A 21,766-nucleotide genomic window follows, 5' to 3' on the forward strand; every position below is an offset into this window, starting at 1 on the left:
GTCCAAAAAAAAGCAATGCCTCTTTCTTTATCTTAAAAGATTTTCCGAAACAGTTCAATAGCGGATTTCAAAAATTTACACATTCTCATGTGCCTTATTTTGCGGTGTATGAATTAAAGATCAAAGGGAATTGTAAGAATGGAGGTGATGTCCACATGTCTCGTTTGAAGAAAAACCCATCGAAAGCAGGCGTAAGTGCTGCAAGTGTAAAAGGAAACGCAGGTCCATCACAGGAAGCAGACCTAGGCGGGAAAAAAACCAGTCAAAATCAGCAATATAAAAAGAATCAGTAAGGAAACAAAATCGTAAGGAGGAACACATGTTGAACAATCAGCCAATGAATATGCCCCCAGAAGTCATTTCAGTGAAGGATTCCTTGTACTTAGAGGATATGCTCAACTGGAACTTGATCGCCATGAAAAAGGCTCATTTTATGGCCGAGCATTGCCAGGATCAAACATTGAAACAAGAATTAAATCAAGTTGGCCAAATGCATCATCAGCATTACACACAAATTCTTCAGCATTTAGGCAGCTCAGGGCAAGGCCAGTCTACTGGCTTTATGCAATAGGAGGAAAAAACATGGAACAGCAAAACCAACAAAAAATCGGGAATCCACAAACCCCGGTTCCCACAACTACAAACATGAACGATCGTGATTTCGTTACAGATCTCTTGTCTACTGAAAAATACATGACAAGTGGATACAACACAGCGCTCAATGAATTCAGTCATGAATCTCTTTACCAGGATATTCAGCGAATTGCGCTGGAAACACAGAAAACACAAAGACATTTATATGATGTCATGTTCCGATATGGCTGGTATTCTGTTGAAGCGGCTGATCAGCAAAAGCTCCAGCAGACACACCAGAAATTCCAGCAAACACTGACAGATCAATCTCCGTACGGATCATCACAAATGTCATAAGAAAAAAACTGCCAGTCTGATGCTGGCAGTTTTTTAACGGTCTTTATTGGCGCGATGAGCTTCGTTCAACTGTTTGATTCGTTGAATCGTGTGTTTGATTTCTTCTTTTGCTTCTGGATACGTTTCATTGAAATGCTTTGCTAGCGGCGGCATGCTTTTGGCAATATGAGAGTAGATCACCCATTGTTTCACATCTTGTTTCAGCTCGTCTGTTGATTCACCGAGCAGCAGCTCTGTATATTTATCAAGCAAGCCTTCCAGCTTTTCTTCTAATTCATTTCCCATTGATATTCCGCTCCTTTTTCAGAAAAAAGCCTGACTCTGTGAGACACAGATGTCAGGCTTTTGACATACGATTATCTTGCAGCAAGAAATGTTTCAGCTTGCGCTTGCTGCACAATACAGCGTCCTCTACCGTGCGGAATACATAATGGTGTTCCAAATAGAGGATCTGTTGTCACTTGGCAATTCATATCAAAGACATTTTTCACGAGATCACAATTAATCACTGTTTCTGGTCTGCCTTCTGCATAAATTGACTTGTCTTTAATCGCGACAAGATGATGAGCATATCTGCATGCGAGATTGAGATCATGAAGAACCATCACAATCGTGCGCTGCTCTTTCTCATTTAAATCAAACAGAAGGTCCAAAATTTCGATTTGATGCGTCATGTCTAAATATGTCGTCGGCTCATCTAACAAAATAATATCGGTCTCTTGGGCCAGCGTCATCGCAATCCATGCACGCTGCCTTTGTCCACCTGATAATGAATCAACGGTCCGATCAGCAAGGTCTTCCATCTTTGTTGACTTCAATGCGCGATTCACTGCTTCTTCATCTTGCTTCGACCACTGCTTCAGCCAATTTTGATAAGGATATCTGCCTTGCTTCACTAACTGATGCACAGTTAATCCTTCTGGCGCTTCTGGTCCTTGTGGAAGAATAGCGAGCTGTTTCGCTACTTCTTTTGTTGGTAATTTTGCAATGGAATGACCTTCAAGCAGGACAGAACCACCCATTGGCTTCATGAGACGGGCCAAAGAGCGAAGTAGCGTGGATTTACCGCATCCATTACTGCCAATAAATACTGTGATTTCACCCTTAGGGATTGATACATTTAGTTCATCGATGATCATTGTTTCTCCGTAGCCTAAGCTTAAACCTTCAGTAGAAATGGCACTCATTCCGCTCAAACGCTCCTTTTCTCATCCAAATTTTTATATGAAATATCGTCTATGTACAGACGTAAAAGATCACTTATCTCAATTTAGTGTATCAGATTTAAGTGATCTTGAAAATCATTTTCAATTAAAAAATGAGAAAGTCTCGTTTATTTCTTCCTTTGGAATGTACGTTTGGTCCCATCCTCGAGCTTCAGATCGATCTGAATCCGCTGATAATCATCATCTAAATTAAAAGCAGCTAATAGTTCATTTACATACGCTTCATTGATCTTTGCACTAGGAATCGACATATCATTCAGCTTCATCTTCATCTCGCGCAAGGCTTCTTCCCCTTCATAGCGGACCCCATTCATATGATCACGAATGATTGCCTCCTCTTTGCCTCTTGCCTGACGGTAGGTCGCTTCGTATAATTCGTTTTTCTGTCCATATTGTACATGCAGATGCAGATGCTGAAATGGCAGTTCCTTCATTTGAACAGCTGACAGACTTTCTGCCTCTGCTTCATGTGTTTGTTGTAATGGTTCAATTGATTGACAGCCGGACAGCATAAAGAGCAACACTCCTATTTGTCCCGCCTTCTTCCAACACATCATGTGTTTCCTCCTATTTCACAGCATCGCTTTTTATTCTTCTCCAGGCTCCTTTTTGTTATTCAATAAAACATCTCACTATGATAAATTTAAACAAAAAGGAGAACCGGATGATGAAAAAAACAGCCATTGTAACTGGTGCCAATAGCGGCTTTGGCAAGCTCATCACGATGCGTCTCGCCAAGCAGGGCTATACAGTGATTGCCAGCGTCAGACAGGAAACCAATGCAAAAAAGCTCGCTGAAGAAATCGAGCAAGCCTCTTTATCCGGCATGATACATATTGAAGCGTTAGATGTGACGGATACGCAGTCGATCCAAGCATTTCAGAAGAAACTTCATGCCTATGCACCTATTACCCTGCTTGTGAACAATGCGGGAACAGCCTTTGCTGGTTTTGCGGAAGAGATTCCTGTTGACACGTACCGCCAGCAATTTGAAGTGAATGTCTTCGGTGTGATGGAAATGACCCAAGCAGTCCTGCCGTTTATGACGAGCGGCGCAAAGATTTTCAATATGAGCAGTATCAGCGGATTAATGGGAATGCCTGCACTTTCTCCATATGTATCGTCTAAGTTTGCGTTGGAAGGCTATACAGAAAGCCTACGGATTGAACTAGCTTCGTTCGGTATCCAGGCGGCCTTAATTGAGCCGGGCTCTTTCCAAACAAATATTTGGAATACCTCCATGAACGAGCAAATGATTCAGCCAGCAGAGGGATCGAAATACATAAAACTCTATCAAAAGATGATGGCCCATATTGATACCCAGAAATCCAACTATGGAGATCCTCGTGAAGTGGCAGAGCTTGTTGTTCGGTTAGCAGAGAAGAAGCGGCTGAAACGGCTGAGATATCTTGTTGGAAAAGGCGTACGACTTTCATTCACAGCAAAACAGCTTCTGCCGTGGAACATGTGGGAACACCTCATACTGCGTACACTCTCTTCAAAAAAATAAGCACAAAAAAACAGGTGGATATGTTGACATCCACCTGTTTTTTTCATTTATTCGCTCTCTGACTGCCCAAGGGTAATATCTAGATTTTTGTTCTTTCCTTCACGGATGACAGTCATTGTGGTTTTATCGCCGACTTTTGTTTCTTTGTAAAGAATTTCTTTCAGCTGAGAGCTGTTCACTACGTCTTTCCCTTTGAACTTGATGATGACATCTCCAGATTTTAAGCCTGCTTTTTGAGCAGGTGAACCTTTTGAAACATCCTTTACGTAAATGCCTTTGCCGATTTGTTTATCAAATAAGCCGAGCGTATTTTCCTGATACGTCTCAGGCACTTGCTCAAGGTCAATCATTTGTACGCCAAGGTATGGACGTTCAACTTTTCCATTTTTCAACAGCTCATCTACAATCGGTTTGACATCGTTACTTGGGATCGCAAATCCGAGTGATTCCACACCGCTTTCGCTGATTTTCAAGCTGTTAATACCAATGACTTGACCATCTGTATTGATCAGTGGCCCCCCGCTGTTTCCTGGGTTAATGGCTGCATCTGTTTGCAGTACATTCATCTCCACTGTACCAGATGACGTATTTGCTTCAACAGTACGATCAAGACCACTAATGATTCCTTCTGTCACAGTACCTGAAAACTGTGCACCTAGAGGATTCCCAATGGCAATGACTTTATCTCCAGCACGAAGCTTAGAAGAATCACCAAAGCTTGCCACTTTATCAATGCCGTCTGCATTGATTTCAACAACGGCTAAATCTGTCATGACATCACTGCCGACAAGCTTTGCGTCTTTTGTTTTTCCATCATATAGTGTGACCTTTAATTTATTGGCACCTTCGACAACGTGGTTATTTGTAATAATGTACGCTTTTTTGCCATCTTTTTTGAAAATGACACCAGAGCCTGTTCCAGCTTCAGCTTCTGTTTGATCACCGCTCAAGCCAAACGAATTTTGTGTAGATTGATAGTTTGAGACACCTACAATGGTGGGCTCTAAATCTTCTACCATATCAGCAACATTTGTGGCATTGGTGATTTGTTTTGTCGAGAAATTATCTGAGGACTGCCGGCAGCACTTGATGCGGTCTGCGTTTGCGTGTTGGCAGCTGTATCCTGTGACTGCGGCAAAAGCGGTGTAATGCCAAGTACAAGACCCCCGCCAATAATTCCTCCAAGAATCGGGCTGAGCCATGCCGCCTTCCGCTTTTCTCCTTTTTTGACGCACGGTCATCCACCATTTGAGAAGAATGATTTGTCACACTCTCCTGCGCGGCAGATGCTTCGTTTTCATGCTGGTGTAAAACGAGTTCCTTCTCTTTTTCTGGTGCGTCTATTTGTTTCTCATTCTCTTGATGGGTATCTTCTTGATGGTTCATTTCATTGTCTTGATTCGTGTTTTCTGGATGATTCATCTTATTCTCTTCATCTTCTCTTCGGAAATCCATCGCTTGCACTCCTTTACATCATGTTTCATTTCATATGTCTAGATAGGACTCAGGTCCTCTTAATGGAAAGATCATTGAAAAATACTTTATGGCAATATGTCAAATTATATAATACTTATTCATAGAAAAAAAGCAAGGTGCGCACATTGATGAAAAGCACCTATTCATCCGCCTTTTGTCTATGCCCTTTTTTCCCTTGACCTTATCATAATCAAACATTATGGGATAATGATGAGAAGAATATGTGAAATTGTGAAAAAAGCATGTGATTGTTGACATGCCGCCTTTGTATCCCGTTATAATGACGTTGAGAGGATGTGGAAGACTTTGTCGTACACCATTTATTTAGTTGAAGATGAACAAAACTTAAATGAACTGTTAACCAAATATTTAGAGAGTGAGAATTGGAATGTCTCCTCTTTTTTAACCGGAGAAGCGGCACGCGAGGCAATGAACAAGCCGCCGCATCTATGGATTTTAGATATCATGCTGCCTGATACAGACGGCTACACCCTCATTAAAGAAATCAAAGCCGCATCACCTGACGTACCGGTCATTTTCATTTCAGCACGTGATGCCGATATCGACCGTGTCCTCGGTTTAGAGCTGGGAAGCAGTGATTATATTGCGAAGCCGTTTCTTCCGCGTGAGCTGATCATTCGGGTACAAAAGCTGCTGGAGCTTGTGTATAAAAACAGTGATACCCCGCAGCAGCAAAGTGTCACAACCGTTTCTTCTTATGTCATTCATGAGGATGTAAGAGAGGTGTATGAAGAGGGTCAGCTCATTAACTTAACTTCTAAGGAATTTGACTTGCTGCTTTTATTTACACATCACCAAGGACATGCTTTTTCTCGTGAAGATATCCTCGTCAAAATTTGGGGACACGATTACTTCGGGACAGATCGTGTAGTCGATGACCTTGTTAGACGGCTGCGCAAAAAAATGCCCGACTTAAAGGTCGAGACCATCTATGGATTCGGTTATAGGATGCTAAAAGGATGAAGAACAAACCGCTCGCTTTTCAAATTTGGGTTGTGATCTCTGGCATTTTGCTCACCATTTCCATTGTCCTGATCATTCTATTTTCTAATACATTACGTGACTTCTTCACAAATGAAATTTATAAAAATATTGAAAATGAACAGCAAGTGCTGACAGAATATCCATTAAACCGAGACGGCTCGCCAAAGTCGACACCGGAAAACCGCTCCGTGCAGCACATTTTGATTCCGTCAAATGAATTAGATCAAATGGCGCAGTTTTTTCCGCATGCCTTTATTGAGAAAATCCAATCGTTTGTGAAAAAACAAAAAAGCGCAACGAAACGGTATTCTGAAGAGGTGAACGGCCAGCATATCTTTTTTGTCATCAAAAAGGTATCATCAGGCAATACACCATATATTCTTCTATCCTATGCACCAGATTCTTATCGAGACGACCTGTCCTTTACGCTGTTTAAACAGCTGATCTTTATCTTAGGCACCGTTATTTTACTAAGCTGGATTCCATCGATTTGGCTTGCCCGCTATTTATCCCGACCAATCGTTGCGTTTGAAAAACACGTCAAACGGATTGCACAAGAGGACTGGGACGATCCTGTCATCGTTGACCGGCAAGATGAAATTGGCAAGCTTGGTCATACCATTGAAGAAATGAGACAAAAACTCATTCAAAAGGATGAAACAGAACGGACACTTTTGCAGAATATTTCACATGACTTAAAAACACCTGTCATGGTCATCCGCGGCTACACGCAGTCCATTAAAGATGGTATTTTTCCTAAGGGAGATCTTGAACAAACGGTGGAAGTCATTGAAGGTGAAGCGGAAAAGCTTGAGAAGAAAATCAAGGATCTGCTGTACTTAACTAAGCTTGATTATTTATCAAAACAACATCCCGCACATTCTTCCTTCCTACTCAGTAATACGATGCTGGAAGTGGTCGACCGAATACGCTGGTCGAAAAATGAATTGCAGTGGAACGTGGACTTAGATGATGAGGCTGCTCTTGAAGGCGATCCAGAACAATGGAGCAAATTATTTGAGAATGTACTAGAAAATCAACTTCGCTACGCAAAAAGTAAGATTGATATTCAGATGAAACAGGAAGAGGATCAAATCCGCATTGTTATTCGAAATGACGGTCCTCCAATTGAAGAACATATGCTGTCCAACCTATACGAACCTTTTAGTAAGGGAAAAAAGGGCGAATTCGGTATTGGATTAAGCATTGTCAAAAGAATCCTTTCAATGCATCAAGCGTCCATATCTATTGAAAATGATGATCTAGGTGTACGTTATACAATCATAGTTCCAAAGAAGAGACTGTAGGTTTTTGACCGCAGTCTTTTTTAGATGAATGAATACCCATTGAAATCACGGTATGTGGCTTTGATCTTTTTGCCAGCTTGATACATCCATTTCTTTTCAATGGTTGTCTCTTTCGGCATTTTGACTTTTTCTACTTGAATCCCTTTTGTTCGCAAGCGTCTAATCATATCATCAATTTCTCTCATGGAACATCATCCTTTCACATATTTTGACCAGTTGGTCACCTTACTTTATAATATAAAGAATTACACTGTAAAAAACAAGTTACAATCTGATTAATTTTTGAAAACTTTCGTCGTTTATGACCGATAAGTCATATCTCTTTGCGCACGTTTCCTAAGACATTTGTCTCTCGGTAAGAAAGGATGACATTCATATTGAAAAAGAAAGAAAAAATGATCATTGAGGCTGGCATGAAATTATTTGCCAGCAAAGGCTACAACACAACGTCTGTTCAGGAAATTGCGGATGAATGCCACATGTCAAAGGGTGCTTTTTATCTTTATTTTAAATCAAAGGAAGCATTGCTCATTTCGATCCTTCATTACTATTACGATAAGGTATTTACCCGGATTCATGAGGTTCAAACAGAGGGCGGCACACCAAAAGAAGCCTACCGCAAACAGCTCACTGTCTATTACGATAATATTTTGCAGCAAAAGGATTTTATTAAAATGCAGCTGAGCGACAGGGCGCTTCCACTGAATGAAGAAACGCAGCAGCTCGCAAAACAAATTAGGCTTGCGACCATCCAGCTTCACATTGATAACATTAAACAAGTATATGGAGATGCTGCAATTCCTTATATGGCTGATTTATGTTTGACGATTGAGGGCATGAGCCACGTTTATTTCGAGCTGGCGATTTTATATGATTTTCAGCTGGAAGCAGAAGAACTTGCCACAACCATGATTCATCGTATCGATGATTTGATGGGCGGTATGATGAAGCGAAATGACCTTCCTCTCATTTCTGTAGATCAAGCGAGCGATTGGTTTGGCCCGATTTATGAACGGTCATTCGATCCGCTCACAGAATCTCTTTTAAAGGAATTAAGAGAGATTGCTGAATCACAATATGAAGTGAAGAACGAACCTGAATTATTTGAAGCGCTTGGCATACTAGAAAATGAATTAAACAAACAAAAACCAAGACAAGTCATCGTGAAAGGCATGCTGTACCAATTAAAATTATACGCACCGCTTCAAACCAACTCTGAGTCACTTTTGCGTATTTTGAAAGAGGATCATTTGTAAACACATCACTTTTAATGAAAAAAACCAGGGGCAGCCGCCCCTGGTTTCTTATTTTGCTTTCGGTGTCACCATTTCTTCTGGTTTCACAAATTGCTCGAACTGCTCCTCTGTTAGCAGCTCTAATTGAAGTGCTGCTTCTTTAAGTGTTAATCCTTCTTTGTGAGCAAGCTTCGCAATTTTCGCTGCATTTTCATATCCGATGTGCGGGTTAAGTGCCGTCACAAGCATCAATGAATTGTTCAAGTTTTTCTCAATTGTTTCTAGGTTTGGTTCGATTCCAACTGCACACTTGTCATGGAATGAGTTCATGCCGTCAGCAAGTAGTTCAACTGATTGCAGGAAGTTATAAATGATGACTGGCTTGAATACGTTCAGCTCAAAGTTTCCTTGGCTTGCCGCAAAACCGATTGTGGCATCATTCCCCATGATTTGTGCTGCAATCATAGTTAAAGCTTCACTTTGAGTTGGGTTGACTTTTCCTGGCATAATAGAGCTTCCCGGCTCATTTTCAGGAATGATCAATTCGCCAATTCCACAGCGTGGGCCACTTGCAAGCCATCTCACATCATTGGCAATTTTCATTAAATCAGCTGCAAGTGCTTTTAAGGCACCGTGTGCATACGTAATTTCATCATGGCTTGTCAGCGCATGGAATTTGTTTGGTGAAGAATTGAATGTTTGACCTGTCAGCTGGCTGATTTCCTCAGCAACATATTGACCGAACTCAGGATGTGCGTTAATGCCTGTACCAACAGCAGTTCCGCCAATGGCTAATTCTCTCATTTTTTCAGTTGATTCTAGAATCATTTCTTTTGAACGGTCCAGCATGTATACCCAGCCACTAATTTCTTGACCAACTGTCAGCGGTGTTGCATCCTGCAAGTGCGTACGGCCGATTTTCACAATCTCTTGATACGCTTTTGCTTTCTCATCAAGAGTTGTTCTTAACTGGTCAATAGCAGGCAGCAACTTTTTGTACACAGCTAAAACAGCTGCCACGTGCATAGCCGTTGGGAATGTATCGTTTGAGCTTTGGCTGCGGTTAACGTCATCATTCGGGTGAATGCTGAACTCACTATTTTTATCTTTCAAATAAGCAGTTGCTCTATTTGCAACGACTTCGTTCATGTTCATGTTACTTTGTGTTCCACTACCTGTCTGCCAAACAACAAGCGGGAAATGCTCGTCATACTTTCCGCTGATGATGTCATCACATACAGCAGCAATTGCTTCTGCTTTTTCGCTTTCAAGGTTGCCAAGACGCTCGTTGGCAATCGCTGTGCTACGTTTCAAAATTGCAAACGCATTCACAACTTCCTTTGGCATTTTCTCAGAACCGATTTTGAAATTTTCTTTGCTTCGTTGTGTTTGTGCACCCCAGAACTTGTCCTTCGGCACTTTGATTTCGCCCATTGTATCTTTTTCGATTCTAAATTCCGTCATTATGTATCCCTCCATAGCTTCTCATCACTCAACTCTATTCTATACAAAAAACGAAAATCCTTTAAGCGTTTTCAATTAAAATTTTATCTTTATTTTAATTTTAGTTCAATATAAACGCGAACATCCTTCGAATATTTGTATTTTGGGTTCGTTTTTCCGTAGTCCTTTGATGTATAAGTCACCTCATAATGCTTGTCAAACGACTGTAGAATACGGTCGATCTCCTCTTTTGTTCCTGCTAAACGAATCTGTGCCATCTTGTTTCCTCCAAAACCCTCATTCTTTCTTTTACCACAAAATAATGTAACACAGAATATTGTTTTTTCAAGCAGGTAATGCTAAGAAAAAGATTTGAGGCGGGTGATCCGAATGAATCAAACTCCATTAAAAGAGCACTTATACGATAACCTCTCCGTCATTCTTCCACAATTAAAAGAAATGGACGACTTGGTTCATGAGAAAAAAACGTTGCCTCACGGACAGGTTGTTTACTATTTATACATAAAAGAAATGAACGAAACGATGGAGATTCAAACCTTTTTAAAGCTGCTTCTCCAAGATCATACGTCTCTCACAAAAGAGAAGCTGGAATCCAATTTATCGATGATGACCACCCGTTCGGTGAAGACTTCTGAGGAATTGGTCGCTGCGATTTTTGATGGGCATTGCGTGGTACTGATTAACGGTTTTCAGCATGCGTACATTTTAGAAACGCATGGAACGAAGAAACGCAGTATAGGGGATGCTACCTCTGAAACAGTTGTGAGAGGACCGAAAATTGGCTTTATTGAAGATTTAGATACGAACTTAGCTCTTGTAAGACAGCGCTTGAAAAACCCCGATCTTAAAACCGTCGACATGAAGATTGGTCAAAAGAAGTACACCCAAGTGACCATCATGTACATAGATGGCATGGCTCAATCGTCTGTTTTAAAAGAAGTGAAAAAACGACTCAAGCAAGTCACCATTGATGATATACAAGACTCTGGGGTTCTTGAGGAACTGATTGAAGACAATGTGTACTCTCCTTTTCCGCAAATCCAAAACACAGAACGACCGGATAAAGTGGCGTCTGCTTTAAATAATGGACGTGTCGCCATTTTTGTTGATCATTCTCCTTTTGTGTTAATTGTACCTGCTTCTCTCGCGACGATTATGCAATCACCTGATGATTATTATGAAAGGTGGATCGCCGCCTCTCTCATTCGGATGCTACGGTTTACCTCTATCTTTCTGACATTATTTTTATCAGCCATTTATATTGCGCTTGTGTCCTTCCATCAAGGACTGTTACCAACAACACTGGCTATTTCGATCTCAAGTACAAGAGAAAATGTCCCATTTCCTCCTATTGTGGAGGCACTCATTATGGAAATAACGATTGAGCTGCTGCGGGAAGCGGGTTTAAGGCTGCCAAATCCGCTCGGTCAAACGATTGGACTTGTAGGTGGAGTTGTCATCGGACAGGCGGCCGTTCAGGCTCATATTGTGAGCTCAATCATGGTGATTATCGTCAGTGTGATTGCCCTTGCGTCCTTTACTGTTCCTCAATACGGGATGGGCATGTCGTTCCGCGTGCTCCGCTTTGTGTCTATGTTTACGGCAGCTACTTTGGGTTTATATGGGATTGTGCTGTTCATGCTCGTTCTCCTTACTCATTTAACACGGCAAAAAAGTTTTGGTACGCCTTATTTTTCACCAGATTTTGTGTTCAGCTATAAAAATGAAGACAATTCCATCATTCGATTGCCTTTGAAAAATCAAAAGAAAGGAGAACGATATGGTCAATCATAAAGAGTCGATCACCAGCTATCAGGCAAGTGCCATTATTGCCAATACAACATTAGGTGCCAGTATGATGATTCTGCCAAGAGCAATGGCTCAAGCTGCAGCTACACCTGACGGCTGGATTGCGCTCTTGCTCATGAGTGCCATTTACATTGTATTTATTTTTGCGAATGTCCTTATGATGAAAAAAGTCCCCTTCTCCTCTTACTATGATTATACAAATGAGGGTCTTGGAAAGTACATTGGCGCTCTTGCTAACATATTGATTATTATTTATTTTCTTGGCGTTGCCAGCTATGAAGTACGAGCGATGTCGGAAATGGTGAAGTTTTTTTTGCTTCAAAACACACCTGTAGCAGTGACAATGATCAGCTTTATTTTGGTTGGCCTTTATCTCGTAGTCGGTGGGATTGGTGATTTTGCCAGACTGTGCCCCTTTTTCCTCATTGTCACCTTGATTATCTTATTTGTTGCATACGGACTCAGTGTTCAAGAATTTAAGTTAGATAACCTCCGGCCTGTTTTAGGAGAGGGATTCTCCCCTGTCTTCAAATCCCTTAACGCATCAGCCATTTCGTTTGTTGGCATTGAAATGATACTGTTTATGCCTGTCTATATGAAAACGCAAAAACACACCTTTGCTTATGGCGCAGTCGGCTTTTTGATTCCTGCGATCATCTATATTTTCACCTATATTCTTGTCGTTGGTGCGTTCACGGTGAAAGAAACAGCGACTTTGACTTGGCCGACGATTGCCTTATTTCAATCGTTTGATATACAAGGAATCTTTATTGAGCGAATCGAATCCTTTTTGCTCATCGTTTGGCTTGTTCAACTTTATACGAGCTTTGTAGGATATACGTTTTTTGCTGCAATGGGGTTATCAAAACTCACAAAATTCCCTAAAAAGATCGTGCTCGCGCTGATGGGAATTGTCATCTACTTTGCCGCCATTTTCCCAAAGGATGTTGATACAGTGCGCAATTATTTAACGTATGTAAACCATTTATTTTTCCTTTTATTCGGTATCCTCCCGTTTCTCTTATTTATCATCGTGTTTTTGAAAAGGAGGCGGAAAACAGCATGAAAAAGAAGAAGGTCTTTGCATTACTCGCCCTTGTTCTATTAAGTGGATGCTGGGATAGTACCAATATTGAGGAGCTCAACATGGCGATTGGTTATGGCTTAGATAAAGGAGATAACGGTCATAAGCTGAAAATATCTATGCAAGTCCTTGTTCCTCAAAAAATTGAACAGGAATCCAGCGTAAAAGACCCAACAAAGATTATTGAAACTAGCGGTGATTCCGTGCATCAAATATTCCGAACAACGACTCTCAAAAGCCATCGGATTTTCGCCCAGCAGCTGAGGGTGTATTTATTTTCTGAGGAGCTTATCAATGAAAATAATTTCGACCTCGTCATCAATCAATTTATTCGCGACAATGAAACGCGGAGAGGAAGCCTTGTCTTTATGACCGCTGAAAAGCCTGGAGACTTGCTGAAAATCAATGATGATGGGCAGCCTGCTTCTTCTACATTATATGATATTTCGGGGAATACAAAATCGACCATCCGTATGTTAAAGCCTGTTTCATTAGGAGATATTTCTACTGCTATGCAAAACAACGTATCTTTTGCTGTTCCAAAAGTCAGTGTGGATCAAGGGAAATTAATACTCGACGGTGCCTCTATTATTAAAAACAAACGATTTCTCACCGACATCTCTCCGTTAGCCGTGCAGTCATACAACCTATTGACAGGGGAAGGAAAAGGTGGAGTCATTGAATTTAAATATGACCACAGCATCTATTCTTATGAAATATTTAAACTGAAACACAACATTGAAACGAAGAAAACAGCCAGCGGAAGATATCAATTTGATGTATCCGTAGAACTTGATGGAAGATTATCTGAGGATTGGAATGAGCGTGAGAATGCATTTAATGAAAAGTATCTTCAAGAGATTGAGGGTGCAGTGGAGCGTCAATTAAAGAAAACCGTAAAGGATTTCATTGGGGAATTACAGCATGAGATCAAAGCAGATATTTGCGGGTTTTCTCAAAAAGCGAGTATTGCGTATCCGAAGGACTTTCGAAAAGAAGCGAAGCATTGGGATGAGATTTTTAGTGAATCGGACATTCGTTACAAGGCAAATGTGAAAATCCGTGACTTCGGGACTAAGGGCGCAACACAATCTTTATAGAGTATGTTAAAATGGTAAGAAAAAAAGGGTGTCAATCATGAAACGAGCTTTACTTTCGGCCGGCATTCTATTTTTGATTCTAGGGATACTTCTGTTAATCGTTGTATTTATGCAATCAAAAGAAGATTTCTTCATTGAAGCCGACAGCTTTTCAAGCACATTTTTGATCGTGGTTTATTATGGACAAACCCCTGCGCTCCTTCTGTTGGGAGGCGGATTATTCGTCGGACTTTCACAGATCATTGATTTGCAGGAAAAAAAAGCGGCAGCAGCAAAGGAGAGCGTAAAGCTTTTATCCGAAATGAAGAAAACCCTGGAAGAAAAATCGGCCAAGGAGCAGGAGGCTTTTCCAGTTCCTGAGCTCCATCAACTATCCGAACGTCCGATCACAGGACAGAAGGACTAATTTTACGCATGTTCTAGCAGCTTTCACTTGAAAGCTGTTTTTTTATTGAATCAGCTTATGGCGGTGGGCATACACAGCCGCTTGCGTTCGATCTTCCACATCAAGTTTGGAAAGAATGTTGGTAATATGGGTCTTCACCGTTTTAATTGTAATAAATAATTCCTCGGCAATGACCTTATTCGATTTCCCATCAGCAATCAGCTTCAAGATCTCCATTTCTCTTGCTGTTAATGAATCGTGAAGGATAGACCCATTTGATGAATGACGGAGTTTATTCATGACCTTTCCTGCCACTTTCGATTCAAGTCTTGGTTCGCCGATGCTTGCAGATCTGATGGCATCCGCAATTTCTCCTGCCTTGGATGTTTTTAATAAATAGCTTAAAGCACCCGCTTCAATCACAGGATAGACTTTATCATCGTCAATAAAGCTCGTCAGAACAATGATCTTGGCATCTTCAATTTCCTGACAAATTCTTTTCGTTGCTTCTATGCCATCCATCCCTTCCATGACGAGATCCATTAAAATCACATCTGGCCTTAATTCAACGGCTAGCTCTACACCTTTTTGTCCATCTGACGCTTCACCAATGACTTCAATATCAGCCTGCGCCTCTAAAAAGGCCGCAAGCCCCATTCTCACCATTTCGTGATCGTCGATTAAAAGCACTCGAATCATCGAACGTTCTCTCCTTTTCCTTCATCAAAAATGGGAACCTTCACATCAATTTGTGTGCCTTTTCCCTCAAATGACATAATCTCCGCGACACCGCCTACCTCACTTGTTCTTTCTCGAATCGATTCCAGTCCGTAGGAGGCCGTCTTCACATGGTCTGTTTGAAAGCCAATACCATTATCAATAATCTTTAGCTGCACTTGCCGGTTTCTTATGAGCAGACGCACTGTCACTTTTGTCGCCTTTGCATGCCTAAACACATTCGACAGTGCTTCTTGCACAATTCGGAAGAGGTGGTCCTCTACTCCTTTAGATAACGGAACATCATCTTCGATTTCCCAATCAATATCAATCGGCTGCTTTGCTTGAAATTCATTTAGCAGCTCAATTAAGCCTTTTTTCAGGTCTTTTCCTTCTAGAGTGATCGGTCTCAAATGAAGCAGAAGAGCACGCATCTCATTTTGTGCATCGCCAGACATTCGTTCGACAAGCTGCATTTGTTTTAAAATCTTTTCGTCCTTTTCCTTCATGCCTTCAAGAATAGCTGAGGTCATCATCGAAATCGCAAATAACTGCTGGCTGACCGCATCATGGAGCTCTCGTGCCAGCCGCTGACGCTCTTCTGAGACAACCGATTTCTTCATTTGAGCCTGCCATTCAGCCCGTTCATTCGAAAGCTTTTGCAAAGAGGCTACTTGCCCTTCCACCCGCTTCGCCATTTCGTTTAATTGATCGGCGGCTAAGCCAATTTCATCATCGCCAAGCGACGGCAGTCTGTATGCAAAGTTTCCATTTTCGAACTTCAAAATCGACTCTACAAGCTGGTCGAGCCTCTTCTTATGCTGATAGCCAAATACACTCGCGGCAGAAATCCCAATCGCAAGACTAACGATGAGTAAAATACAAAAAAACGGTATGCCAAACCAGCGGGTAGAAAGCAGGATCATTGGATCAAGCTGATAATAAAAAAACATCAGCAGTGTCGTCATCGTTACAACACCGAGCGAGACGCCGACTCCAAGACGAACAGATTGCCACTGGATACCTAAATGCAATTTCCTCATAAGTATCTCACATCCACATCTCCGATCAGTAGAGAGATGGAGATTTTCACTTTTCGTTTGCTCTCATCATAATCGTTGGTCATCACATACACTTTACTGCCGAAGCCGCTTCTTTTTTCATCTATGATTTTCATATCACCAATCGCGGCTGAAGCACTCACACATACTTCAATATCCTGCGGTACGTAAATATCCACATCGCCGATCAGTCCGCTAATCACGATTGTGCTCTCTTCTTCTGCAATGATCGCCTTTGATAAATCGATTTTAACATCGCCAATAAAACCTGAAATCGTCAAATCACTTAGTTGAAAAGGCTTTTTCATCAGCCTGACTTCACCGATAAAAAAATCATGCTCTTTGCGCGGCTTTGTCTGGCTTTTTGTTTTCTTCTGATCGCCCTCTTTTTCAAGATTGACTTTCAGTGAAGGCTTCCCATCGTCTGATGTTTCCTTTTTATCGACATCAAAAACAGGTTTATTTTTCAATAAGCGATAGCCGGCATAAATCAAAAAGGCCGCAAATAAGTAACCTGTTAAACTAAATGTAATATTGAGCAGAAATTTTAAGAAGAGAAAGCCGGCAAAAATATAGGAAACTGAACCGAGCCAACGTTTGGATCGTGAGTGCAGCCAATAACCCGCCAGCGCAAAAAACACAGGCCAAAACAGATCTGCTCCGATCCCAATAATTTTGAGAAATAAATTAATACCAAAAATCACAACAATGATGCCTAATATTTGATTCCTTGTAAAACGCAGTTGACTCGCCTCCTTCCTTTTCTTTCATTCATTACCGCAGCTTGAGGTTACCACTTGTCATTTCAATATCGACTAAATGTGTCCCTTTTCCCTGCGTACCTGTAAAGCCTCGACCTTCATTATCCACTTGATCAAAGTCATACGAGTGATCGACGCTTCCACTTGTTTTTTTCACCTGAACGTTGAAATCTCCGTCATCTGGCAAATTAAATTTCGCGCTCCCTGATGTCATCTGAAAGGAGACAGGTGACTCAATTGTATCAAAACTTGCCGTCATTCGGCCGCTTGTCATGCCCAATTGCAGTTTGCCTTTGACATCATTAATATCGGCACGCCCTGAAGTTGCCCCAATATCACTATCCTTCGCATCGATATGCGACACTGCCATCCTGCCAGAGGTTGCTTTGATTTCTACATTTTTTGCTGAAAAATTCTCGGCTGTGAGGTTTCCACTCGTTGATTTGAGTATCACATCTTGAAGGGACAGCTTTCCTCCTCCGTCAATCTCACTGACGCCACTTCCACCTGTAATCTTCACATTTTTATGATAATCTGTTGGAATTTTAACCAAAAGCTCTCCTTTTTCAAATTGAGTGAAAAACAAGAAGCTTTTATTTTCAGCCCGAATTTTGAAGGTACCACCTGTTTGCTCCGCATACATTTTCCCTTTTCCATTGACAGCAGTCACGGAAATATCGGAACGATTTTCAGGTTTTACCTTCACGCGAAACCCAGAAAGAGAAATATCTAATTGATCAATCTCCTCTGTTTTTGCTGAAGCTGTTGTCACTGGTTTTTCACGGGAAAACTTAAATGAAAGAGACCTTCATTTTTGAAAAGCATGCCAATCATTAAAAAGATACCTACAAGTATACAAATTAGACCGATTAATCGCTTCATTCATACCATCCCTTTATCTTCTGACCTTTTCATTATAAGGAAAAGCGAAACAGAAAGAAATCAAATATCGGAAGAAAAAGCCTGCTTTTCTTCCGATGTGATCTCTATACGTTTGCTTGCTGCTGTTCAGGCTTTTTCTCAAGCTTCAGTTTCTGCCATTCTTTTTCAACCTCGTCGGCATAGTCTAAATGAGCATATGCCCCTTGATCCGCAAATTGTGCATAACTGCCTGCTTTTGTTTCCATTTCTTCAATACGGTTCTCCATTCGAAGAAATTCTTTATATGCACTTTCACTGTCTACTTTATTGATGGAATCATTCATATGCTGCTTTGCCTGTGCGGCATTGGCTCTTGCAATCAGTGCCTGTTTCTTGTCTTTTATATCACGCAGCTTCGTTTCTAAGTGCTGTAATTGCTCTTTCAGCTCTTTCAATTGTTTCACAGACTGCTGGTACGCTTCCTGATATTCGTTGTGCTTTTCTTCAAAATACTTCATTTCCGTGAGCGCTTTTCGTGCAAGCCCCTCTTCTCCCGCATGATATGCCAGCTCCGCCTGCTTCTTTCGCTTTTCAGCAAATGCTTCCGTCTCTTCTGCTTTTCGCAGGAAGCCTTGCTGAATCGTTTGCTGTTTGATGATGGCATGTTTCGCTTTCGCAACATCATCCTCCATATCACGAACGTATTGATTCAGCATGACACGCGGATTCTCCAATTTATCTAACCCTTCATTGACAGTTGCAACAAACATATCTCTTACTCTTCTTAATACCATTTGATGTTCCTCCTTTTATTTTTTCTTTAAAAAGTCTTCCCATTCTTGATCAAATGACGTGTGAATCGGTTCCTCCGTATTGGGTGCCGTGTTTGGCTCCATATAGGCTCTGCTTGATGATTTTTTGGTAGATTCACCATTAATCATCGACCAGCCAGAATAAAGAAGTACCCCTGCAAATGCGATGCCGAGTAAAAACGGCAGGAATTGCACGACGATCAGTACACCAATGACTGCTAGAATGATCCCTGAGGTTTTACTGCCTTTTTCATATTTTTTAACACCTACATAGATGAGCCATGCCCCAATCAAAACCGGAATCAGTCCACCTAATGAACCACCAAAGAAGATGGATAAACCGACAAACAATAAAATTGAACCGATAATGGTTTTACTTGTTATTTTCATCTTCATGCCTCCTTTCTTGCTCCTTGCTTTAACTATAGTCAAAAAAGAAAGCCGGCAAAACGTGTCACAGATTGATTTTTGATTGCGACTAGAGTCGTAACAATGCTCAGACTGAACGGTTGAATCAAACAAAAAACACTCATCGAAAAGAAGAGTGTTGTTAAACGTATGGTAGAATCACAGAATAAGTTGTATCTAAATCAAGTAAGAGGCAGGTGTCGTATATTGATAAATAGAGATCAACTAGCTGATCTATTTGCTAGTCATCCTTTTCACATAAAAGAAATCTATCGTTTAGTCATCCAGCCCCATAGTACATTAAGGGAGTTTAAGACAGAAAGTGCTTGCTTTCTTTTCAGTATTCGCGGGGAAGCTAGGCTGAATGTTAATGGAAAGAGCTACGATTTGCAGCCAGGGTCCGTCATCCATGTAACACCAGGATGCCAGCTTGCCCTGCAGGTGATCAGTCAATCAGAATACGAGTACCATTCACTTTTCTATCATTTGAATTGTGATAAAGAATCTGACTGTGACACTGTTTTCAAGCTGGAAACGGGAGCAAATCCGAGAATCATTGAATTACTCACCATGCTCCATCAGAATGTCCATACACCTGGCGGAATGGGGAAACTTCGAGTCAAAGAATTATTTTTACGCATCCTATATCAAATACTAATGGGCTGTAAGCAGGAAGAGAGCTCTCCTCATGAAAGGGTCATTGAGGAAGCCATCGCTTATATTAGAGGACAATATATGATTCCATTAACACTTCAGGATCTCGCTGAACTGTTCGATATGAATCCTAAAAGCTTCTCATACTTTTTCCATAAATATACCGGACTTCACCCAATTGACTATGTCATCCAGTATCGTATGGAAAGAGCGCTTGAAATACTAAAGGCAGGCAATATTTCGATTCGTGACGTTGCTATGACTGTCGGCTATCCCAATCCGCTATATTTTAGCAGACTATTTAAAAAGAAATTCGGAGTGCCGCCTAGCGCATATATCGCTAAATAAATCTGTCGTATTTCTTCTCAAAACGATAGACGCCAGCCTCATTCCTTAAAGGAATTCCACAGCTCTCTATGAAATAACCAGCCTAACTGCCTCATAAATTGAAGTCGATCAAGATCATCGCTCTTCTGTCAGTCCAGATTAGATAATAATGCATATGATATTCGCTATTTGTGTATTCGCATTTCACGAGGTCCTTGCTATACTATTAAATGATAATGATTATCAATATCGATTATTGCTGACTAATAATCAGCAACGACAGGGAGGCAGATGATGTGAACAAAAAAAGGCAGATTTGTATCGGATTGTCCTTGTCAGCGACCTGGTTGAAGGGAAAAGGCTGGCAGCATCCGAGCAGCATGGTAGAACACTTATTTTCAACCAACTTTTACGTTGAGCTTGCAAAGAGAGCAGAGATGGCCAAGCTTGACTTTCTTTTTAAGCCGGATGCACTGACACTCCACATAGAGTCATTGGATCACTCCCCTGGCTTTGGCGGTCTTGATCCAACGGTTCTGCTTGCTTCGATTGCTCATGAGACGGATCGAATCGGACTTGTTTCAACTGCCTCGACTACGTTCAACCCTCCCTATGTAGTGGCGAGACAGCTTCAGTCCTTGCACTCGATCAGCAATGGACGTGCCGGCTGGAATATTGTCACTTCGATCGACGGAGCCGATAATTTTAGCCATTCACCCATGCCAACCTCAGAAGAACGATATAAGAAGGCGATGGAATTTACGGATGTTGTACGCAAGCTTTGGGAGAGCTATCCAAATGAGGCGCTGCTCATCAATCGAGCGACAGGACAGTTTGCTGACAAGGAGAGAATTTATTCTATTCAACATGAAGGGCATTTCTTTCAAATTAAGGGGCCGCTTAATGTGCCAGCTCATCCGTCAGGAACCATTCCTTTGTTTCAGGCAGGTGCTTCGGAAACGGGGCGGGATTTTGCCGCTTCAACTGCAGATGCGATGTTTGCAGCAACCCCTGATATGGCCTCAGGCATTGAATTACGGAAAGACATGAGGAGAAGAGCATGCAAGCATGGCCGCCAGCCGGATGAGATCCGTGTGCTGCCTGGCTTGTACTTTTTTATAGGAAAAACACGTGATGAGGCGCATGAAATGTATCGAGAGGCTCATTCCCATTTAAGCACTGCACAAGGTTATGCAGCGATACAATCGATTCTAGGTCTCGATATTCGTCACCTTCCCTTAGATCAACCCGTTCCTGCCGATATGCTGCAAGGATTGGATGAGCAGGTACGCAGTCAGACTCATGCTGATTTGCTGCGCAGGTTGATTGTACAAACGCAGCCTACCGTAAGAGAACTACTCTCCAGACCAGAGGTCATTGGATCGGCACACTGGGTCATCGTGGGAACAGCTGAGGATGCACAGAGAGAAATAACCAGATGGTTTGAAGCAGGCGCTTTAGACGGTTTCATTGCTCTTCCGGGCTCAGTACAATCACTAGAATTATTTTTTGACGAATTGGTCCCCTTACTCGTCCAACATGGCTTATTTAGAAGTGAATATATAGGATCCACCTTACGTGAGCATCTGGGGATGAAATAAAGCACGACTACAATAGACAGTTTGAGAGGAGTT

At 41.5% G+C, this 21,766-nt stretch carries 25 protein-coding genes and 1 pseudogene; 13 read left to right on the forward strand and 13 right to left on the reverse strand.

The window, feature by feature from the left end:
* The first annotated feature begins 155 nt into the window (after positions 1–155).
* The 3 genes from AOQ70_RS19110 to AOQ70_RS04610 are packed head-to-tail and all read left to right on the forward strand — an operon-like array spanning position 156 to position 930.
* On the forward strand, positions 156–293 hold the full coding sequence (locus AOQ70_RS19110; RefSeq protein ID WP_003212904.1) for a YuzL family protein: 138 nt from the start codon (positions 156–158) through the stop codon (positions 291–293).
* Positions 294–319: 26 nt separating this feature from the next.
* Positions 320–571 carry a hypothetical protein gene (locus tag AOQ70_RS04605; protein WP_047202428.1) on the forward strand — a complete coding sequence of 84 codons (252 nt, stop codon included), beginning with the start codon at positions 320–322 and terminating at the stop codon, positions 569–571.
* Between the two features lie 11 nt (positions 572–582).
* Positions 583–930: a spore coat protein gene (locus AOQ70_RS04610; protein ID WP_039181293.1), complete on the forward strand. Its 348-nt coding sequence runs from the start codon at positions 583–585 to the stop codon at positions 928–930.
* A 33-nt stretch (positions 931–963) separates the two neighbouring features.
* On the opposite strand, the gene AOQ70_RS04615 is transcribed toward AOQ70_RS04610, so the two are convergent.
* The 3 genes from AOQ70_RS04615 to AOQ70_RS04625 all read right to left on the reverse strand — a co-directional run bounded on the left by AOQ70_RS04615 (position 964) and on the right by AOQ70_RS04625 (position 2,710).
* A complete protein-coding gene (locus tag AOQ70_RS04615) occupies positions 964–1,215 on the reverse strand; it encodes a YusU family protein (protein WP_059375001.1) in 252 nt (83 codons plus the stop codon).
* A gap of 71 nt (positions 1,216–1,286) precedes the next feature.
* On the reverse strand, positions 1,287–2,117 hold the full coding sequence (locus tag AOQ70_RS04620; protein WP_008347057.1) for an ABC transporter ATP-binding protein: 831 nt from the start codon (positions 2,115–2,117) through the stop codon (positions 1,287–1,289).
* Positions 2,118–2,263: 146 nt separating this feature from the next.
* The gene (locus AOQ70_RS04625) at positions 2,264–2,710 is read right to left on the reverse strand and encodes a YusW family protein (protein WP_180272447.1); all 447 of its coding nucleotides are present in this window, start codon (positions 2,708–2,710) and stop codon (positions 2,264–2,266) included.
* Between the two features lie 113 nt (positions 2,711–2,823).
* Between AOQ70_RS04625 and AOQ70_RS04630 the strand changes: the two genes are divergently transcribed.
* Positions 2,824–3,666: an oxidoreductase gene (locus AOQ70_RS04630; protein ID WP_231730828.1), complete on the forward strand. Its 843-nt coding sequence runs from the start codon at positions 2,824–2,826 to the stop codon at positions 3,664–3,666.
* A gap of 47 nt (positions 3,667–3,713) precedes the next feature.
* Here the strand turns inward: AOQ70_RS04630 and AOQ70_RS04635 are convergent.
* Positions 3,714–5,121, reverse strand: a pseudogene (locus AOQ70_RS04635) (S1C family serine protease).
* Between the two features lie 327 nt (positions 5,122–5,448).
* Between AOQ70_RS04635 and AOQ70_RS04640 the strand changes: the two are divergent.
* On the forward strand, positions 5,449–6,126 hold the full coding sequence (locus tag AOQ70_RS04640) for a response regulator transcription factor (protein WP_059375004.1): 678 nt from the start codon (positions 5,449–5,451) through the stop codon (positions 6,124–6,126).
* A complete protein-coding gene (locus AOQ70_RS04645) occupies positions 6,123–7,454 on the forward strand; it encodes a HAMP domain-containing sensor histidine kinase (RefSeq protein WP_058838135.1) in 1,332 nt (443 codons plus the stop codon). The genes AOQ70_RS04640 and AOQ70_RS04645 overlap by 4 nt, the downstream gene beginning before the upstream one ends.
* Before the next feature lie 20 nt (positions 7,455–7,474).
* Here AOQ70_RS04645 and spxO read toward each other — a convergent pair whose 3' ends face one another.
* Positions 7,475–7,639: an anti-adapter protein SpxO gene (spxO, locus tag AOQ70_RS19675; RefSeq protein ID WP_003212782.1), complete on the reverse strand. Its 165-nt coding sequence runs from the start codon at positions 7,637–7,639 to the stop codon at positions 7,475–7,477.
* A 192-nt stretch (positions 7,640–7,831) separates the two neighbouring features.
* Here spxO and AOQ70_RS04650 point away from each other — a divergent pair, with 192 nt between their 5' ends.
* Positions 7,832–8,710: a TetR/AcrR family transcriptional regulator gene (locus tag AOQ70_RS04650; RefSeq protein ID WP_039181310.1), complete on the forward strand. Its 879-nt coding sequence runs from the start codon at positions 7,832–7,834 to the stop codon at positions 8,708–8,710.
* A 48-nt stretch (positions 8,711–8,758) separates the two neighbouring features.
* On the opposite strand, the gene fumC is transcribed toward AOQ70_RS04650, so the two are convergent.
* Positions 8,759–10,153, reverse strand: coding sequence for a class II fumarate hydratase (fumC, locus tag AOQ70_RS04655; protein WP_024423418.1), 1,395 nt, complete (start codon positions 10,151–10,153; stop codon positions 8,759–8,761).
* Between the two features lie 89 nt (positions 10,154–10,242).
* Entirely contained in the window at positions 10,243–10,410 is a 168-nt protein-coding gene (locus tag AOQ70_RS19115) for a YvzF family protein (protein ID WP_003213147.1), read from the reverse strand.
* Between the two features lie 112 nt (positions 10,411–10,522).
* Between AOQ70_RS19115 and AOQ70_RS04660 the strand changes: the two genes are divergently transcribed.
* Genes AOQ70_RS04660 through AOQ70_RS04675 form a run of 4 tightly spaced genes read left to right on the forward strand, consistent with a single transcriptional unit; the run spans position 10,523 to position 14,552 of the window.
* Entirely contained in the window at positions 10,523–11,947 is a 1,425-nt protein-coding gene (locus tag AOQ70_RS04660) for a spore germination protein (protein ID WP_039181313.1), read from the forward strand.
* Positions 11,934–13,028, forward strand: a complete 1,095-nt coding sequence (locus AOQ70_RS04665) for a GerAB/ArcD/ProY family transporter (protein WP_039181316.1) — start codon at positions 11,934–11,936, stop codon at positions 13,026–13,028. The genes AOQ70_RS04660 and AOQ70_RS04665 overlap by 14 nt, the downstream gene beginning before the upstream one ends.
* Positions 13,025–14,146 (forward strand): Ger(x)C family spore germination protein, encoded by a 1,122-nt coding sequence (locus AOQ70_RS04670; RefSeq protein WP_059375008.1) that lies wholly within the window; start codon positions 13,025–13,027, stop codon positions 14,144–14,146. The genes AOQ70_RS04665 and AOQ70_RS04670 overlap by 4 nt, the downstream gene beginning before the upstream one ends.
* 37 nt (positions 14,147–14,183) lie before the next feature.
* Positions 14,184–14,552: a hypothetical protein gene (locus tag AOQ70_RS04675; RefSeq protein WP_039181321.1), complete on the forward strand. Its 369-nt coding sequence runs from the start codon at positions 14,184–14,186 to the stop codon at positions 14,550–14,552.
* Between the two features lie 42 nt (positions 14,553–14,594).
* Here AOQ70_RS04675 and AOQ70_RS04680 read toward each other — a convergent pair whose 3' ends face one another.
* The 6 genes from AOQ70_RS04680 to AOQ70_RS04705 form a co-directional block, all read right to left on the reverse strand.
* Entirely contained in the window at positions 14,595–15,230 is a 636-nt protein-coding gene (locus AOQ70_RS04680) for a response regulator (RefSeq protein WP_024426015.1), read from the reverse strand.
* Positions 15,227–16,291, reverse strand: coding sequence for a two-component system sensor histidine kinase LiaS (gene liaS / locus AOQ70_RS04685; RefSeq protein ID WP_039181324.1), 1,065 nt, complete (start codon positions 16,289–16,291; stop codon positions 15,227–15,229). The genes AOQ70_RS04680 and liaS overlap by 4 nt, the downstream gene beginning before the upstream one ends.
* Positions 16,288–17,052 (reverse strand): cell wall-active antibiotics response protein LiaF, encoded by a 765-nt coding sequence (gene liaF / locus AOQ70_RS04690; RefSeq protein WP_039183309.1) that lies wholly within the window; start codon positions 17,050–17,052, stop codon positions 16,288–16,290. Before liaF ends, liaS begins: the two co-directional genes overlap by 4 nt.
* 31 nt (positions 17,053–17,083) lie before the next feature.
* Complete coding sequence (locus AOQ70_RS04695; RefSeq protein ID WP_231730829.1) at positions 17,084–17,842, reverse strand: DUF4097 domain-containing protein; 759 nt, start codon at positions 17,840–17,842, stop codon at positions 17,084–17,086.
* A gap of 214 nt (positions 17,843–18,056) precedes the next feature.
* On the reverse strand, positions 18,057–18,725 hold the full coding sequence (gene liaH / locus AOQ70_RS04700) for a stress responsive protein LiaH (RefSeq protein ID WP_059375010.1): 669 nt from the start codon (positions 18,723–18,725) through the stop codon (positions 18,057–18,059).
* 15 nt (positions 18,726–18,740) lie between these two features.
* Entirely contained in the window at positions 18,741–19,133 is a 393-nt protein-coding gene (locus tag AOQ70_RS04705) for a hypothetical protein (RefSeq protein WP_059375012.1), read from the reverse strand.
* A 225-nt stretch (positions 19,134–19,358) separates the two neighbouring features.
* On the opposite strand from AOQ70_RS04705, the gene AOQ70_RS04710 reads away from it, so the two are divergent.
* Positions 19,359–20,153, forward strand: a complete 795-nt coding sequence (locus AOQ70_RS04710; protein ID WP_039183310.1) for an AraC family transcriptional regulator — start codon at positions 19,359–19,361, stop codon at positions 20,151–20,153.
* Between the two features lie 275 nt (positions 20,154–20,428).
* On the forward strand, positions 20,429–21,733 hold the full coding sequence (locus AOQ70_RS04715) for an NtaA/DmoA family FMN-dependent monooxygenase (protein ID WP_059375013.1): 1,305 nt from the start codon (positions 20,429–20,431) through the stop codon (positions 21,731–21,733).
* Positions 21,734–21,766: the final 33 nt, after the last annotated feature.

The sequence above is a fragment of the Bacillus sp. AM 13(2015) genome (assembly GCF_001518755.1).
GTDB lineage: Bacteria > Bacillota > Bacilli > Bacillales > Bacillaceae > Bacillus > Bacillus safensis.